Here is a 14,712-nt window from a genome sequence, read left to right as displayed (position 1 = left end):
ATCAGCTTTCACCGGCGGCGAGTTGGCGTGCACCTTCAATGTATCGGGAAGTCATGAGGCGCTGCGCCCGGCGGGCCAGCGCGCCGCCCGCAGCGTAAAACCAGTTGGACGGCCTGCTGAACGCGGTGATGCTGACGAACACCCGGCCCTGGGCGTCGATCTCGGCCACGAATGACTCCTCCCCCCGCACGGGATGGCCAGGGAGGCTGCCGTAACCGAAGCCGGCCGACTGTGGGCCGCCACCGGGGGCGGGCCGGTGCACCCAGATCACCTCACAGGGTGCGTTGAGGCGGAAGGGCCCGACGCCGAAACCGCTCACCACGCGTGCGCCGGGAACAACGACGCCGGACTCGGTCCGGACGCGCAGGCCGGACCGCCGCTGCAGCTCCCAGGCCAGGATTCCCTCGGCCACCCGGTGGTAGGCGGCGGCCCCTTCGCCGAGATAGGTCCTGGATGCCACCTTGCGGTACCCGGCCGGAGACCCGCCATGTTCGGTGGCGCCGATGTCCGGGTAGTTCAGCTCGCCGCGGGCCAGCCGGCGCTCAGTCATCTGACCGGCTCCGTGCTGCACCCGTACTGTCCTGGCTCCGGCCCCGCACCCCGGCAAGCCGTGCCCAGCCGAGCTGCTCCTGCTGCTTGCGGTTCAGCGAAGCGACTACGAGGTCGTAGGAGTCCTCCACCATGTCCCGGACCATGTCGTCCGGCAGGGCTCCGTCCAGGCGGACCCCGTTCCAGTGGGTCTTGTTCATGTGCCATGCGCCGGTGATTTCCGGATGAACGGCCCGCAGCTGTTCGGCCAGGGCTGGCTCGCATTTGAGGCTGACCGACCAGTCATCCGGATCCATGGCGGACAACGCGAACATCTTGGCCTCCTGACGCGCCCCGCCGGACACCGCCGCCCTCACCTTGAACACCGATGTTTCAGGGCCAAACGGGAAGTCCTCGAAGGCCCCCGGAAACGACAGGCAGATTTCTCTCAGTCCGGCTGGGTCCATGCAGCGAGCCTACAAAGCCTTCCCGGGCAGTGCTAGTCTGCGATCATGGCAGCTGCCCAGGAGACCATACCTGTGCTGGATCTCGGCTCCGCACGCCGGGCCGACGGGTCGTTCAGCCCTGAATTCATAGAGCAGCTCCGCGATGCCACGCACCGGGTGGGCTTCTTCCAGGTCATCGGCTACGGAGGTGCCCCCGGCCAGGCGAAGGAGCTGCTGGCAACGATCAGGCGTTTTTTCGACCTTCCCCTCGAAGAACGTATGAAGCTCGACAACCGCCTGTCTCCGCATTTCCGCGGCTACACCAGGATGGGCACGGAGGTCACCCAGGGAAGGGCGGATGCGCGCGAGCAAATCGACTACTCACCCGACCGTGAGCCGGTGACGGACTATCCGGCGGACCAGCCCTATTGGCTCCTTCAGGGGCCCAACCTGTGGCCGGACGAGGCGATGCCGGAGCTGGAGCGCACGGCAATGGCCTGGGCTGAACTCATGTCCGGGGTGGGAGCGGAACTCATGCGGGCCATCGCAGTGTCCCTCCGGCTGCCCGAGGACTACTTCGACGAGCCCTTCGGGGACGCGCCGGCCTGGATGGGCAAACTGGTCCATTACGTCGGCGGCGTGGTGGAAGCGGCCGGTGACCAGGGCGTCGGGTCGCACGCGGACTACGGTTTCGTTACCCTCCTGCTTCAGGATGACGTGGGCGGTCTTGAAGTGCTGCCGCCGGGAACTACCGAATGGGTCCCGGTGGAGCCCATTTCCGATGCGCTGGTGGTGAACCTTGGCGAGATGCTGGAAGTTGCCACCGAGGGTTATCTCGCGGCCACCATCCACCGCGTACAGGCCCCGCCGCCCGGGGTTGACCGATACTCCGTTCCATTCTTCTGGTCCCCGCGCCTCGATGCCGTGATAGAGCCGGTGCCCCTGCCTGAGGACCTCAAAGCCCAGGCCCGCGGCATCTCCGACGACCCGTCCAATCCGATGCTCGCCTCATTCGGCCTGAACATGCTCAAAGGCCGGATGCGTGCCCATCCGGATGTCACGGAGCGCCACTATCCGGGACTGCTGAAGCGCTAAATGTTGCGGCCGGCGCCTGTGCACGGGACCTGTCAGGGCTAGATGCCCACGCGCCACCCTTCGCGGGCGGGGCAGGAATTCACAACAACTTCGAGCCCTGCGGCCTTGGCCCTTTCCACCGCGGCGTCGTCGAACACGCCCAGCTGCAGCCACACGGCCTTGGCGCCGACGGCGATGGCCTGGTCGATGACCGCCCCTACCTTCTGTGAATTGACGAAGCAGTCCACGACGTCGATCGGGTGCTTTTCCGCCGGAATCTCCGCGAGGCTGCGGTACCCCTTCTCCCCGTGCACGTCGTCACCCGGCAGGTTGACCGGGATGATCTCCATGCCCATGCGGTCGCGGATAAACAGCGAAACGTCGTACGCGGAGCGCCACTCGTTCCGGGTGAGGCCGACTATCGCCCAGGTACCCTTCGTTCGCATGAGCCGGTCAATTACCGCCTGATCGTTTTCGTGAGCCATGTATCAACTCTACTCTTGCGCCATTTCCGGAGGATTCCCGAATATCTGAAGGCCACGTCGGTCGATCGGGCGTGATGAACGAATATTACCGTTCAAAAAGGGCCGATTTTGTGAAATCGTGCATCTGGGCTTGAGTAGATAACGACCATCCCGAGCGGCCGAGAGACCTGGATCGATGAAGCCGCAGCAACCCCCGGTGACGTGAGACGACCATTCCCACGGCGCTGTTCTTCCGCCCCGGCGGAGCTGGGGGTGCTACTGCCAGGACCGATGGAGTGCTGCAATGACCCCAGAGAATACTTTTGCCCTGCCCACCCTTGCCCGGATTCCTTCTGAGGCAACCCCACATACCACTTCGGACGCGACGGCGGTCGAAGCAGGGCTGCGTGACGCGCCCGGCTCCTCTTCCGGCTCTTCGGGATGGTCCTCGACCGAGCCAACGGACGGCGCAGTGCACGGCGTCCCCACCGACGGGCCGGCGCGTCACAGCGGTACCACCTCCAGCATCGACCCCGGCAACGTCGCCTTTTGGGAAGAACAGGCCCTCCGGCTGGACTGGGCCGAGCTGCCCGGTGCTGAAAAGTCCGGCAGCCACAGGCCGTGGCATACGGCGCACAGCTGGGTGCCCGCCGACGTCGGAACCGGCCGCGGACCCGAGATCAAGTGGTTCGACGGCGGCAAACTGAACGTCGCATACAACTGCGTGGACCGGCACGTCGAAGCCGGACGCGGGAACAAGGTGGCCCTCTTCTTCGAGGGTGAACCGGGCGACCGCCGCACCATCACCTACGCCGAACTGCAGCGTGAGGTTTCCAAGGCGGCCAACGCACTGCTGGCACTCGGTATCACCAAGGGTGACCGCGTGGTCATCTACCTGCCCGTGATCCCGGAAACGGTCATCATTACCCTTGCTGTGGCACGGATCGGCGCCGTCCACTCCCTAGTGTTCGGCGGGTTCTCCGCCGAGGCCCTGCGGTTCCGGGTCGAGGACACGGGGGCGAAGCTGCTGGTGACCACTGACGGCCAGTTCCGCCGCGGCGTGGCCGTACCGGTCAAGGACAACGCCGATGCCGCCGTCGCCGGGGACAACGCGATCGAGCGCGTCCTGGTCATCAACCGCACCACCGCCCCCGAAGCTCTCTCCACCGTCCCCATGACCGCCGGCCGCGACGTCTGGTGGCACGACGTCGTCGAACCTGCCTCCGATGTCCACGAACCGGAGGCGTTCGACGCCGAGACCCCCCTGTTCATCATGTACACGTCCGGCACCACGGGAAAGCCCAAAGGGCTCGTACACACCTCGGGCGGTTACCTGACCCAGGCGTCGTGGAGCTTCGAGCACCTGTTCAGCAACCCGGACCCGGCACTGCGGGACCAGGATGTGCACTGGTGCACCGCCGACCTCGCCTGGGTCACGGCGCACACTTACGAGATCTACGGCCCGCTCTCCAACGGCGTCACGCAGGTGATCTTCGAGGGCACCCCCAATACCCCGCACCCGGGCCGGCACTTCGAGATCATTGAACGCTACGGCGTCACGCAGTACTACACGGCCCCTACCCTGGTCCGCTCGCTCATGGGCTGGTTCCCGGACGGCGTGCCGGAAACCTATGACTTCTCCTCCATCCGTCTGCTGGGCACCGTGGGAGAGGCCGTCAACCCGGAGGCGTGGCGGTGGCTCCGCGACAACCTCGGCGCAGGCACCGCCCCGATGGTGGATACCTGGTGGCAGTCCGAAACCGGGGCCACGATCATGTCCCCCGCGCCCACCGACACCGAGTTCAAGCCCGGCTGCGCGGCCCGCCCCCTTCCTGGTGTTAGCACCCGTGTGGTGGACGAGGCCGGCAACCGCACAGCATCGGGCGTTCAGGGCTTCATCGTCGTGGACCAGCCGGGGCCGGCCATCGCCCGCACTGTATGGGGCAACCCGCGCCGCTACTTCGACTCCTACTGGAGCCAGTACGCCGGACAGGGCTGGTTCCTGGCCGGCGACGGCGCCAAGTACGACGACGACGGGGACATCTGGATCCTGGGGCGGGTGGACGACACGCTCAACGTCTCAGGCCATCTGCTCTCCACCATCGAGATCGAGTCCGCCCTGGTTACGCACCCGGACGTGGTGGAGGCCGGGGTCTGTCCGGTGGCCGACACCAAGACCGGGCACGCCGTCGTCGCTTTTGTTGTCCTCAAGGGCGGGGCCTCCACGGAAGTGTCCGACGAGCTCCGCAACCACGTCGCGAAGGAGATCGGCCCGATCGCCAAGCCGCGCGACGTCGTCGTTGTCCCAGATGTGCCCAAGACCCGCAGCGGCAAGATCATGCGCCGCCTGCTGACCCAGCTGTTTGAGGGAACGGCACTGGGCGACACCACCTCACTCCAGAACGAACCGGCCATCGCCGGCATCCAGGATGCGCTGCGCCGCCGCGCTGCCGCCATCCTAGGAAACCCCAACACCGGATTCCCCAACACCGGCCAGAAGTAAAGGAACGAACATGAACGACATCAGCAATGTGGCCCGTCTTTCCGAACCGCTGAAGTTCGCCTACTGGGTCCCGAATGTATCGGGCGGCCTGGTGGTCTCCACCATCGAGCAGCGCACCAGCTGGGACTTCGACTACAACAAAAAACTGGCGCGCATCGCCGAGGAGTCCGGCTTCGAATATGCCCTGACCCAGACCCGCTACGCCGCGTCCTACGGCGCCGACAAGCAGCACGAGGCCACGTCCTTCAGCCTCGCCCTGCTCGCCGCGACCGAACGCCTCAAGGTAATCGCCGCCGTCCACCCGGGCATGTGGCACCCCGGCGTGCTTGCCAAGTTCGTCATCACCGCCGACCACATCTCCAACGGCCGCGCCGCCGTGAACATCGTCTCCGGCTGGCTCAAGAACGAGTTCACCAACTTCGGCCTCGAATGGCTGGAACACGACGAGCGCTACGTCCGCACCGAGGAATTCATCAGGGTGCTCCGAGGCCTGTGGACCGAGAAGGAATACAGCCAGGCCGGCAAGTACTACAACATCACCGACTTCACCCTGAACCCCGCCCCCGTGGCCGTTCCGGGCCGCGCGCACCCGGAGATCTTCTTCGGCGGAAACTCGACGGCGGCCCAGGCCACCGCGGGCCGCGTCGCCGACTGGTACTTCTCCAACGGCAAGGACCTGGAAGGCTTCAAGGAGAACATCGCCGGTGTTGTTGCCGCCTCCGGCGAAACCAAGCGCGGCACCGAAGGCCGGCTCGCCGCCCCAAGGTTTGGCCTCAACGGCTTCGTCATTGCCCGCGGCTCGGAGAAGGAGGCGCGCGAGACGCTGCGCGAGATCGTGGAGAAGGCGCACAAGCCGGCCGTCCAGGGCTTCCGCGACGCCGTGCAGGAAGCCGGCCCGTCCACCAAGGACGGCAAGGGGATGTGGGCGGACTCCACGTTCGAGGACCTGGTCCAGTACAACGACGGCTTTAAGACCCAGCTGATCGGCACCCCGGAGCAGATCGCCGAACGGATCGTGGAGTACAAGAAGATCGGCGTGAACCTCTTCCTGACCGGCTACCTGCACTTCCAGGAGGAAATCGCCGCGTTCGGCCGGGATGTCCTGCCGATCGTCCGCGAGCTCGAGGCGGACCTGGCCCGCAGGAACGGCACGGAACTCGACCTTTCGAGCACTCCTGTTGCCGAGGCGGTGGCTGTCTAATGGCTGACCGCAAATTCGGGTTCCGCACCCGCGCACTGCACGCCGGCGGCACGCCCGACGCCGAGCACGGCGCCCGGGCGGTGCCCATCTACCAGTCGACGTCGTTCGTTTTCAAGGACACCCAGGACGCCGCCAACCTGTTCGCCCTGCAGAAGTACGGCAACATCTACTCCCGCATCGGCAACCCCACCGTGGCCGCGTTCGAGGAGCGCATTGCCTCGCTGGAGGGCGGCATCGGGGCGGTGGCGACGTCGTCGGGCATGGCCGCCGAGTTCATCACCTTCGCCGCCCTCACCCAGTCCGGCGACCACATCGTCGCGGCGTCCCAGCTCTACGGCGGCACCGTCACCCAGCTCGACGTGACCCTGCGCCGCTTCGGCGTGGACACCACGTTCGTGCCCGGCACCGACCCCGCGGACTACGCTGCGGCCGTCCGGGAGAACACCAAGGCGATCTTCGTCGAGGTGGTGGCCAACCCGTCATCGGAGGTCCAGGACCTTGCGGCCCTGGCCAAGGTGGCGCACGACGCCGGCATCCCCCTTGTGGTCGACGCCACCTTGAGCACGCCCTACCTCGTGCGGCCGATCGAACACGGGGCGGACATCGTGATCCACTCCGCCACGAAGTTCATCGGCGGCCACGGCACCACCCTCGGTGGCATCATCGTCGAGAGCGGCCGCTTCAACTGGGGCAACGGCAAGTTCCCCACCATGACCGAGCCGGTGGCCTCCTACGGCAACGTCTCCTGGTGGGGCAACTTCGGCGAATACGGGTTCCTCACCAAGCTGCGCTGCGAGCAGCTGCGCGACATCGGACCTGCCCTGACGCCGCTGGCCGCATTCCAGCTGCTGCAGGGAGTGGAAACCCTCCCCCAGCGCCTGGACGAGCACCTGAAAAACGCGCAGGCCGTGGCCGAATGGCTCGAAGCCGATCCGCGCGTGGCCTACGTGAACTACTCCGGCCTGCCGTCGCACCCGCACTTCGAACGGGCGCGGAAGTACCTCCCCTTGGGGCCGGGCTCCGTGTTCTCCTTCGGCGTGAAGGGCGGACGGGCCGCCGGACAGAAGTTCATCGAGTCCCTGCAGCTGGCCTCGCACCTGGCCAACGTGGGCGACGCCCGCACCCTGGTCATCCATCCGGGGTCCACCACACACCAGCAGCTCAGCGACGAACAGCTCGTGTCCGCCGGCGTACCGGAGGACCTCGTCCGCATCTCGGTAGGCCTGGAAGACCTGGAGGACATCCTGTGGGACCTGGACCAGGCGCTCACTGAGGCACAGAACGCCGCCGCGGATACCGCCGCCGTCCTCGAAGAACCTGCTGACAGCTGCACGATTGGAGCACAGGCATGAGCACCACTGAGCGAACCTGGACTGGCCCGTCTGCGCCGGAGCGCCTGGGCCTGCTGCGTGAAGCGAAGTCGATTGCCATCGTGGGCGCTTCGGACAAGCCGTCACGTGCGAGCTACTTCGTAGCCACCTACCTGCAGTCCTCGACCCGGTACAAGGTGTACTTCGTGAACCCGGTGGTCAAGGAGATCCTCGGCCAGCCGACGTACGCCTCGCTGGCGGACCTGCCGGAGAGCCCGGACATCGTGGACGTGTTCCGCAAGCACGATGACCTGCCGGGCGTACTGGACGAAGCTGTCGCCGCAGGCGCCAAGACGCTGTGGCTGCAGCTCGGCTCGTGGCACGAGGGCGTGGCAAAGGATGCCGAAACGGCGGGACTGAACGTGGTGATGGACCGCTGCGTCAAGATCGAGCACGCCCGGTTCCACGGCGGGCTCCACCTTGCCGGCTTCGACACGGGAGTGATCTCCTCGAAGCGGCAGGTTCTGGCCTAGCAACAGGGCCGGCAAGACCGAAAGAATGAAAAATGCCGGGCTGGATTTTGATGGGGGACAACTTCCAGCCCGGCACTCTCACTTTGGTAATCGACAGGGAACCCTCAGGGGTTACGCGGATTCCAAAACTTTCTAAAAACTTTTTGCGGCCTTCCCCGGCGCCGGTCCACCAGGGCGGATCCCTCAGGACAAGCCGGGAAACCTACGGCGTGCCTGGCACGGGCTTCGCCGGGACGGTCGGCAGCGTGGGCACTGCCGGCAGCGGCTTGGCCGGAAGCTTGGGCACCAATCCTGTTTCGGGGATGGTGGGCAGCTGGCTTGGACGGGCCGGCGTCGGCGATTCGCTCTTTGCCGCTCCGTGGGAAGCTGCTGAACCGGCCGATGCGTTGGGCGAACCATGTGAAGCGGACGAACCTGATTGGGCCGGGGCTACCGGTTCCGACGGCGAAGCAGCAGTTCCGGTAGCTGAGGGCTTGGGCGCAGCAACCGTGGGAGCCGGGACCGCCGGAAGGTCGGCGGGCGACGTGGGCGTTGGTGCCGGTGCTGTTGTCTCGCTGGCCGGCTGGAAGATCCGGACCACGGTATGGCCTACGCTGTTGCGGAAATCCTCGCTGGAGGCTGCGACGGCGCCGGCGCCAAGTCCCATGGCACCGACTACAGCCGCGCCCACCACCATGCCCATCCGGCGCTGCCGGTTGCGGCGGTGCTGCTCGAGGCTGGCGACGTCGGGAGTCGAGGCCCGGCGCATCGCCTGGGTGGGTGCATCCGCAGTGGGTGCGCCCGCAGCGGAGGCACCGTGGGCGAGCAGCGCGGCCAGATCGGCACGCGGCTGGGGTGCGGGGTCCTGGCCAAGTCCGCGCAGTTCTTCGAGGGACCTGCGGAGATCGGCGTCGTCTTCGAGCCCGGAATCCAGGAGGATCGCCTGGATCTCTCCTTCTTCGCGGCCTGCCGGCATGACACTCATGATGCTGCGTGGTCCTTTTCCTTGACGAGTTCTCGCAGGGCGATGAGCCCGCGGCGCTGGAGCTGTTTGATGGCCCCGGGGGTCTTGTTCATGATGCCGGCCACCTGTTCGACCGAAAGGTCCGCGACTATCCGCAGAACCAGAACTTCCCGCTGGTCGTCGTTGAGCATGGCAAGTGAAGAAGCGATTCCGCCGAGCGAGCCGAGCACCTCGTCCTCGGCCGAGTTCGACCGCCGCTCGTCCAGGAGCGGGTCGAACTCGGTGAGCTGCGGCATCCTCGCGGACCGGCGGCGGTCGTCCACAAGCCGCGCGTGCGCCACCGAGAATATGAAGGTCCGCAGCCCGGAGTGGCCGCCCCGGACACTGCTGAGCTTGGGCAGAATGTCAACGAAGACGTCCTGCGTCAGGGCTTCGGCGTCATCCACGCCGCGCGCCCGGAAATAGCCCAGGACGGCGGGGGAAATGGTGCTGTAGACAGCGCTGAAGCCGGAGGGGTCGCCAGAAAGGGCTGCTGACAATTCGTCATCGGTCAGCTGAGCTGCCAAGGAGCTGTCCTTCCCTTTACTGCAGGTGTGCGGCGGTAGTAAGCCTAGCCGCCGCACACCTCACGCCCCTATTCGGGGAACGCCCTGTTTCGCGTGCTGTGAATTACTTGCCGGTGGGCAGGTCGGCACCAGCGTCAACCTTGACGTCAGCGCCTGCAGTGACGGACGCATCGGCCGGCTGGGCCGCGTGGTCCGCCACATCCGGCACGGCCGGTGCGGCGGGCACCTCCGGGGCGGCGGGAACGGCCGGGACGGCCGGGACGCCGGCGCCACCGGGAACAGCGGGGATTGCAGCGGTCACGTCGGCGCCGGCGGCCTTGTCCCCGGCGGAGACGTTGGCGTTGGCGGCAGCGTTGTCCTCGTCAGCTTCGACGGCGGCGTCGGCCGCGTCTGCAGCCTCACCGGCGGCCTTGGCCTTGGCAGCCGGAGCGGCAGGGACAGCCGGCGTGGCCGGGACGGTCGGAACTTCCGGCACCTCGGGGGTGGCAGGAATGGCGGGCGTAGCGGGGGTCACCTCTGCGTGCTGCGTGCTGGACACCTGGGCGGCGTTCGCCAGTCCGATGCTGGAGAAACCTCCGACAGCAACGATGGCGGCTGCGACAGCAATCTTGGTGGTCTTGCTAACACTCTTCATCAGAAAAAAGTCCTTTGGTTGATTTGAAGGCCGGGCCGGAGGCCGATGGGGGACAACCTCCGCCCGGCGCTTACATAGAGGTAATCGCCTCGGCGGTCCCTGAGGTTACGCGCTCCCGGAAATCTTTTTTCTGACGGGATGGTTTCTCCCGTAACGCGGGATGTTTTCCCGCATAAAGCGCGACGGCGGCGGGCCACCGTAAGGTGACCAGCCGCCGTCGGGCGCTGCTTGCTTGAGTTGTTGGTGCTGGCGCCTCCGGCGTCAGTCAGTTTTAGTCAAGGATCAAATCGTTGACAACGATCGTCTGGTCCCGGTCCGGTCCCACGCCGATCGCGGAGAAGCGGGTGCCGGACAGCTTCTCGAGGGCCAGCACGTAGTTGCGGGCGTTCTCGGGCAGGTCAGCCAGGGTGCGGGCGCCGGTGATGTCCTCGGTCCAGCCGTCGAAGTACTCGAAGATCGGCTTCGCGTGGTGGAACTCAGTCTGGGTCATGGGCATTTCGTCATGCCGGACGCCGTCGACGTCGTAGGCCACACACACGGGGATCTGTTCGATGCCGGTGAGGACGTCAAGCTTGGTCACGAAGTAGTCGGTGAAGCCGTTCACGCGGGAGGCGTGGCGGGCCAGGACGGCGTCGTACCAGCCGCAGCGGCGAGGGCGGCCGGTGTTGACGCCGAATTCGCCGCCGGTCTTCTGCAGGTACATGCCCATCTCGTCGAAGAGCTCGGTGGGGAACGGGCCTGCGCCGACGCGGGTGGTGTAGGCCTTGATGATGCCGATGGACCGCGAGATGCGGGTGGGGCCGATGCCCGAACCCACCGAGGCCCCGCCCGCTGTGGGGTTGGAGGAGGTCACGAACGGGTAGGTGCCGTGGTCGACGTCGAGGAACGTGGCCTGGCCGCCCTCCATGAGAACCACTTTGCCCTCGTCCAGGGCGGCGTTCAGCACGAGGGTGCTGTCGATGACCAGCGGGCGCAGCCGCTCGGCGAAGGAGAGGAAGTAGTTGACCACTTCATCCACTTCGATGCTGCGGCGGTTGTAGACCTTGACCAGGAGCTCGTTCTTCTGGCGCAGTGAGCCTTCGACCTTCTGGCGCAGGATCGACTCGTCGAAGACGTCCTGGACGCGGATCCCCAGGCGGGCCACCTTGTCCATGTACGTGGGGCCGATGCCGCGGCCGGTGGTTCCGATGGCGCGGCTGCCGAGGAAGCGTTCAGTGACCTTGTCCAGCACCTGGTGGTACGGGGCGACGAGGTGGGCGTTGGCGGAAACGCGCAGCTTCGAGGTGTCCGCACCGCGGGCCTCGAGGCCGTCGATCTCCTGGAACAGTGCCTCAAGGTTGACGACGCAGCCGTTGCCGATGATGGGGACGGCGTTGGGGCTGAGGATGCCGGCTGGAAGGAGCTTGAGCTCGTACTTCTCACCGCCTACGACGACGGTGTGCCCGGCGTTGTTGCCGCCGTTCGGCTTCACAACGTAGTCGACGCGGCCGCCAAGCAGGTCGGTGGCCTTACCTTTTCCTTCGTCGCCCCACTGGGCTCCGACGATCACGATTGCTGGCATGGGATCCTCCCCCATTCGTTCGGGCCTAGCCCGGCTGGATCACCGAGGTGCTTCAACCGGAGGTCGGCGCCGTTCATGAGAATGCCCCGAGTGGACCGGCTTTCGCTGTTCCTTCGCAGGAACGGCGGCGCAACGGCCCCGGGGCTCTTACCACCCAAGTTTAGCCGATGCCGCCCCGTTCTCCCTTGTCGCGGCCCTCTCACGGGACACGCAGCGCCACAGGGCCGGCCGAGGAGTTGCCCGACGGCGAGGGCAAGCGCTTTGCCACCAAAAGGCTTTTGAAGTGATTTAGCCCTCATTTGTCGCGCAGCCGGCCCTTCCCTCCGCGACTCGGCCAGCGGGGCGTGTGAGCGGAGGGCCTGGCGGTCCGGACGCCTTGCTAAACTGGGGAGGACCGGTCAGGTACCGGTCCACACCTCATTTCACATCACGCCGCATTCGGCATGCCTGCGGCGTGCCGGTCCTGCGGCGCGGCAGCGCGACCCACCTGCAGGAGACACAGCACCACATGACAGCCCTGGCTACCGAATCCTTCCACGAACAGCTCCTGACGCGCCGTTATGAACCCAACGTCGCCGCTGTCAACGAACTGTGCGACGCCCTGCAGCTCGCCAAGCCGGGCACCCAGGTGCCGTACGTCGATCCCGCGCACGACGTCGAGGAATGCCGGATCATCAGCCTCTACTCCAACATCGGCACGGCATCGCCCACTGGCTTCATCATGCCGGGCGACGACGACGCCGCCACCCGCATGCTGGGCATCCAGTGGAAGCTGGGCCTGCGGCCGGAGTACATCATGCCGTGGAACGTCCACCCCTGGCACACGCCGGGCGAGCCGAACGGCAAGTTCACTCCCGACCAGATCCAGGCCGGCCTTAAGCCGCTGCTGAAAGTCCTGGCCCTGGTGCCCCGCGCCTCGGTCATCGTGGCCCACGGCACCGAGGCCAACCGCCTCGCCGGCCTCCTGCTCAAGACCGAAGTTCCGCTGCTGTGGCGCCGGGGACTGAAGACCTACAAGGTCCGCTCGCTGAGTGGCCGCTCCTTCGCCGGAACGCCGGAGCGGCAGAAGCAGTACCTCGACGAGATGCATGTCGCCTACGCCGACGCCATGGCCCGCACCGGTATCCGCAAGGCATAACCCAAGCCGCGAACGGGTTCAACCGACGGCGGGCGGCCACCTTCCCAGGAGAAGGTGACCGCCCGCCGTCGTATTTAACTCAGTTGTGCTGCTTGCCCTCGATGGCTGCCTTGGCCGTGGGGTCGGAGTCGTTGAGGAACTTCTCGATCCGCTCCGGCTCCTCCGCCTCGTTGATGGCGGCGGAAGCACGCCCCAGCGAGTAGAGCGCCCGCAGGAAGCCGCGGTTGGGCTCGTGCTCCCACGGGATCGGCCCGACGCCACGCCAGCCGTTGCGGCGGAGCGAGTCCAGGCCGCGGTGGTAGCCCACCCGCGCGTAAGCGTAGGAATCGATGGTGCGGCCTTCCGACCACGCTTCCTCTGCCAGCACGGCCCACAGCAGCGAAGATGTGGGGTGCTTTTCCACGAGGTCCAGCGCCTCAGCGCCGAGCGCGAGGTGCTGGTACACCTCGGTCTCGGCGGGCAGGAGCGTGGGCTCGGGGCCCAGCAGGTTCTTGCGGAACTCGTCGGACATGATTAGAAGGTCTTGCCTGCGGAGCCGAGCTGCTGGGTGGCTTCGACGACGCGGGCGGCGAGGCCGGCTTCGGCGGAGGCGCCCCAGACGCGGGGGTCGTAGGTCTTCTTGTTGCCCACCTCGCCGTCGACCTTGAGGACGCCGTCGTAGTTGCGGAACATGTGGTCCGCCACCGGACGGGTGTACGCGTACTGGGTGTCGGTGTCGATGTTCATCTTGATGGTGCCGTAGGACACGGCGTCCGCGATCTCCTGGTCCGAGGAACCCGAGCCGCCGTGGAACACCAGGTCGAACGGGTTCTCCTTGCCGATCTTGGCGCCGACCTGGGCCTGGATGTCCTTCAGGATCTCCGGACGCAGCTTCACCCCGCCCGGCTTGTACACACCATGCACGTTGCCGAAGGTCAGGGCCGTGATGTACCGGCCGTTCTCCCCCACACCCAGGGCGTCGACGGTGGCCAGGGCGTCTTCCACCGTGGTGTAGAGCTTCTCGTTGATCTCGTTCTCAACGCCGTCTTCCTCGCCGCCGACGGTGCCGATCTCCACCTCGAGGATGATCTTGGCTGCGGCGGTCCGGTCCAGCAGTTCACGGGCGATGCGCAGGTTCTCCTGCAGGGTCTCGGCCGAGCCGTCCCACATGTGAGAGTTGAACAGCGGGTTGCGGCCGGCCTTGACCTCGGCCTCGGAGGCAGCCAGCAGCGGCAGCACGAACCCGTCCAGCTTGTCCTTCGGGCAGTGGTCGGTGTGCAGGGCGATGTTCACGTTGTAGTTCTTGGCCACCTCACGGGCGAACGCGGCAAAGCCCAGCGAACCGGCCACCATGTCCTTCGTGGACGCACCCGACCAGTACGCGGCACCGCCGGTGGAAACCTGCACAATCCCGTCCGACTCGGCCTCAGCGAAACCACGCAAAGCCGCGTTCAGGGTCTGGGAAGACGTGACGTTGACCGCCGGAAACGCGAAGCCGCCGGCCTTTGCACGGTCGATCATCTCGGCATAGATCTCTGGGGTTGCAATGGGCATGCTGACTCCTAAATCGAATTTCGTCTGCGGGTTGGGTTGACCCTGGAGTGAACCTCGTCGGCTAGGACCATCCTAGCCATTTCTGTTCAGGGGCAGTGTCTCGGCTCACCCGGCCGGGTAACACTTGGCGCAACTTCGATCCGGGGCACCGGCGTGGCAGGAAGTGCCATCTCGGCGAAGCCAGCTAGATGTATTGACCACGGACGTTAGTGACGCTCGGCGTGGTTCGGTGACATGAAGAAGACCTCCGGGTGGAGTGGGGCTTGTCTAGAGTCCAA

General features: G+C 66.3%; 15 protein-coding genes. 6 read left to right on the top strand and 9 right to left on the bottom strand.

All coding sequences use genetic code 11. The features are described from left to right. Position 1 precedes the first annotated feature (1 nt). The gene (locus tag ACFTR6_RS19780; protein WP_377959186.1) at positions 2 to 550 is read right to left on the bottom strand and encodes a DUF1990 family protein; all 549 of its coding nucleotides are present in this window, start codon (positions 548 to 550) and stop codon (positions 2 to 4) included. Then, positions 543 to 995: an MmcQ/YjbR family DNA-binding protein gene (locus ACFTR6_RS19775; protein ID WP_377959185.1), complete on the bottom strand. Its 453-nt coding sequence runs from the start codon at positions 993 to 995 to the stop codon at positions 543 to 545. Before ACFTR6_RS19775 ends, ACFTR6_RS19780 begins: the two co-directional genes overlap by 8 nt. Before the next feature lie 45 nt (positions 996 to 1,040). Here ACFTR6_RS19775 and ACFTR6_RS19770 point away from each other — a divergent pair, with 45 nt between their 5' ends. Continuing rightward, positions 1,041 to 2,069, top strand: coding sequence for an isopenicillin N synthase family dioxygenase (locus ACFTR6_RS19770; protein WP_377959184.1), 1,029 nt, complete (start codon positions 1,041 to 1,043; stop codon positions 2,067 to 2,069). A 38-nt stretch (positions 2,070 to 2,107) separates the two neighbouring features. Here the strand turns inward: ACFTR6_RS19770 and ACFTR6_RS19765 are convergent, their stop codons facing one another. Then, positions 2,108 to 2,533 carry a CoA-binding protein gene (locus ACFTR6_RS19765; RefSeq protein ID WP_377959183.1) on the bottom strand — a complete coding sequence of 142 codons (426 nt, stop codon included), beginning with the start codon at positions 2,531 to 2,533 and terminating at the stop codon, positions 2,108 to 2,110. A 283-nt stretch (positions 2,534 to 2,816) separates the two neighbouring features. Here ACFTR6_RS19765 and acs point away from each other — a divergent pair, with 283 nt between their 5' ends. Genes acs through ACFTR6_RS19745 form a run of 4 tightly spaced genes read left to right on the top strand, consistent with a single transcriptional unit; the run spans position 2,817 to position 8,059 of the window. After that, a complete protein-coding gene (gene acs, locus ACFTR6_RS19760) occupies positions 2,817 to 5,015 on the top strand; it encodes an acetate--CoA ligase (protein WP_377959182.1) in 2,199 nt (732 codons plus the stop codon). Positions 5,016 to 5,025: 10 nt separating this feature from the next. Then, positions 5,026 to 6,216 (top strand): dimethylsulfone monooxygenase SfnG, encoded by a 1,191-nt coding sequence (sfnG, locus tag ACFTR6_RS19755; RefSeq protein ID WP_377959181.1) that lies wholly within the window; start codon positions 5,026 to 5,028, stop codon positions 6,214 to 6,216. After that, positions 6,216 to 7,568 carry an O-acetylhomoserine aminocarboxypropyltransferase/cysteine synthase family protein gene (locus tag ACFTR6_RS19750; RefSeq protein WP_377959180.1) on the top strand — a complete coding sequence of 451 codons (1,353 nt, stop codon included), beginning with the start codon at positions 6,216 to 6,218 and terminating at the stop codon, positions 7,566 to 7,568. Before sfnG ends, ACFTR6_RS19750 begins: the two co-directional genes overlap by 1 nt. Next, positions 7,565 to 8,059, top strand: coding sequence for a CoA-binding protein (locus ACFTR6_RS19745; protein WP_076798985.1), 495 nt, complete (start codon positions 7,565 to 7,567; stop codon positions 8,057 to 8,059). The genes ACFTR6_RS19750 and ACFTR6_RS19745 overlap by 4 nt, the downstream gene beginning before the upstream one ends. 202 nt (positions 8,060 to 8,261) lie before the next feature. Here ACFTR6_RS19745 and ACFTR6_RS19740 read toward each other — a convergent pair whose 3' ends face one another. From ACFTR6_RS19740 to ACFTR6_RS19725, 4 genes are all read right to left on the bottom strand, one after another. Next, complete coding sequence (locus ACFTR6_RS19740) at positions 8,262 to 9,023, bottom strand: hypothetical protein (RefSeq protein WP_076798986.1); 762 nt, start codon at positions 9,021 to 9,023, stop codon at positions 8,262 to 8,264. Continuing rightward, positions 9,020 to 9,568, bottom strand: a complete 549-nt coding sequence (locus ACFTR6_RS19735) for an RNA polymerase sigma factor (RefSeq protein ID WP_377959179.1) — start codon at positions 9,566 to 9,568, stop codon at positions 9,020 to 9,022. The genes ACFTR6_RS19740 and ACFTR6_RS19735 overlap by 4 nt, the downstream gene beginning before the upstream one ends. Positions 9,569 to 9,671: 103 nt before the next feature. Then, positions 9,672 to 10,202, bottom strand: coding sequence for a hypothetical protein (locus ACFTR6_RS19730; protein ID WP_377959178.1), 531 nt, complete (start codon positions 10,200 to 10,202; stop codon positions 9,672 to 9,674). A gap of 271 nt (positions 10,203 to 10,473) precedes the next feature. After that, entirely contained in the window at positions 10,474 to 11,763 is a 1,290-nt protein-coding gene (locus tag ACFTR6_RS19725) for an adenylosuccinate synthase (protein WP_377959177.1), read from the bottom strand. Between the two features lie 508 nt (positions 11,764 to 12,271). On the opposite strand from ACFTR6_RS19725, the gene ACFTR6_RS19720 reads away from it, so the two are divergent. Next, the gene (locus tag ACFTR6_RS19720) at positions 12,272 to 12,901 is read left to right on the top strand and encodes a uracil-DNA glycosylase (RefSeq protein ID WP_076798990.1); all 630 of its coding nucleotides are present in this window, start codon (positions 12,272 to 12,274) and stop codon (positions 12,899 to 12,901) included. A gap of 79 nt (positions 12,902 to 12,980) precedes the next feature. Here ACFTR6_RS19720 and ACFTR6_RS19715 read toward each other — a convergent pair whose 3' ends face one another. After that, complete coding sequence (locus ACFTR6_RS19715; RefSeq protein ID WP_076798991.1) at positions 12,981 to 13,412, bottom strand: DUF3151 domain-containing protein; 432 nt, start codon at positions 13,410 to 13,412, stop codon at positions 12,981 to 12,983. 2 nt (positions 13,413 to 13,414) lie between these two features. After that, on the bottom strand, positions 13,415 to 14,434 hold the full coding sequence (gene fbaA / locus ACFTR6_RS19710; RefSeq protein ID WP_377959176.1) for a class II fructose-bisphosphate aldolase: 1,020 nt from the start codon (positions 14,432 to 14,434) through the stop codon (positions 13,415 to 13,417). Positions 14,435 to 14,712 lie beyond the last annotated feature (278 nt).

Source organism: Arthrobacter sp. NPDC057009, from assembly GCF_042673905.1.
In the GTDB taxonomy this organism is placed as follows: Bacteria; Actinomycetota; Actinomycetes; order Actinomycetales; family Micrococcaceae; genus Arthrobacter.
This window is presented reverse-complemented; position numbering and strand designations above follow the sequence as displayed.

Coding starts and splice junctions, on each gene's coding strand:
- acs (WP_377959182.1), top strand. CDS start 2,817: ATGACCCCAGAGAATACTTTTGCCCTGCCCACCCTTGCCCGGATTCCT.
- fbaA (WP_377959176.1), bottom strand. CDS start 14,434: ATGCCCATTGCAACCCCAGAGATCTATGCCGAGATGATCGACCGTGCA.
- ACFTR6_RS19725 (WP_377959177.1), bottom strand. CDS start 11,763: ATGCCAGCAATCGTGATCGTCGGAGCCCAGTGGGGCGACGAAGGAAAA.
- ACFTR6_RS19775 (WP_377959185.1), bottom strand. CDS start 995: ATGGACCCAGCCGGACTGAGAGAAATCTGCCTGTCGTTTCCGGGGGCC.
- ACFTR6_RS19740 (WP_076798986.1), bottom strand. CDS start 9,023: ATGAGTGTCATGCCGGCAGGCCGCGAAGAAGGAGAGATCCAGGCGATC.
- ACFTR6_RS19770 (WP_377959184.1), top strand. CDS start 1,041: ATGGCAGCTGCCCAGGAGACCATACCTGTGCTGGATCTCGGCTCCGCA.
- ACFTR6_RS19715 (WP_076798991.1), bottom strand. CDS start 13,412: ATGTCCGACGAGTTCCGCAAGAACCTGCTGGGCCCCGAGCCCACGCTC.
- ACFTR6_RS19780 (WP_377959186.1), bottom strand. CDS start 550: ATGACTGAGCGCCGGCTGGCCCGCGGCGAGCTGAACTACCCGGACATC.
- ACFTR6_RS19720 (WP_076798990.1), top strand. CDS start 12,272: ATGACAGCCCTGGCTACCGAATCCTTCCACGAACAGCTCCTGACGCGC.
- ACFTR6_RS19765 (WP_377959183.1), bottom strand. CDS start 2,533: ATGGCTCACGAAAACGATCAGGCGGTAATTGACCGGCTCATGCGAACG.
- sfnG (WP_377959181.1), top strand. CDS start 5,026: ATGAACGACATCAGCAATGTGGCCCGTCTTTCCGAACCGCTGAAGTTC.
- ACFTR6_RS19745 (WP_076798985.1), top strand. CDS start 7,565: ATGAGCACCACTGAGCGAACCTGGACTGGCCCGTCTGCGCCGGAGCGC.
- ACFTR6_RS19730 (WP_377959178.1), bottom strand. CDS start 10,202: ATGAAGAGTGTTAGCAAGACCACCAAGATTGCTGTCGCAGCCGCCATC.
- ACFTR6_RS19750 (WP_377959180.1), top strand. CDS start 6,216: ATGGCTGACCGCAAATTCGGGTTCCGCACCCGCGCACTGCACGCCGGC.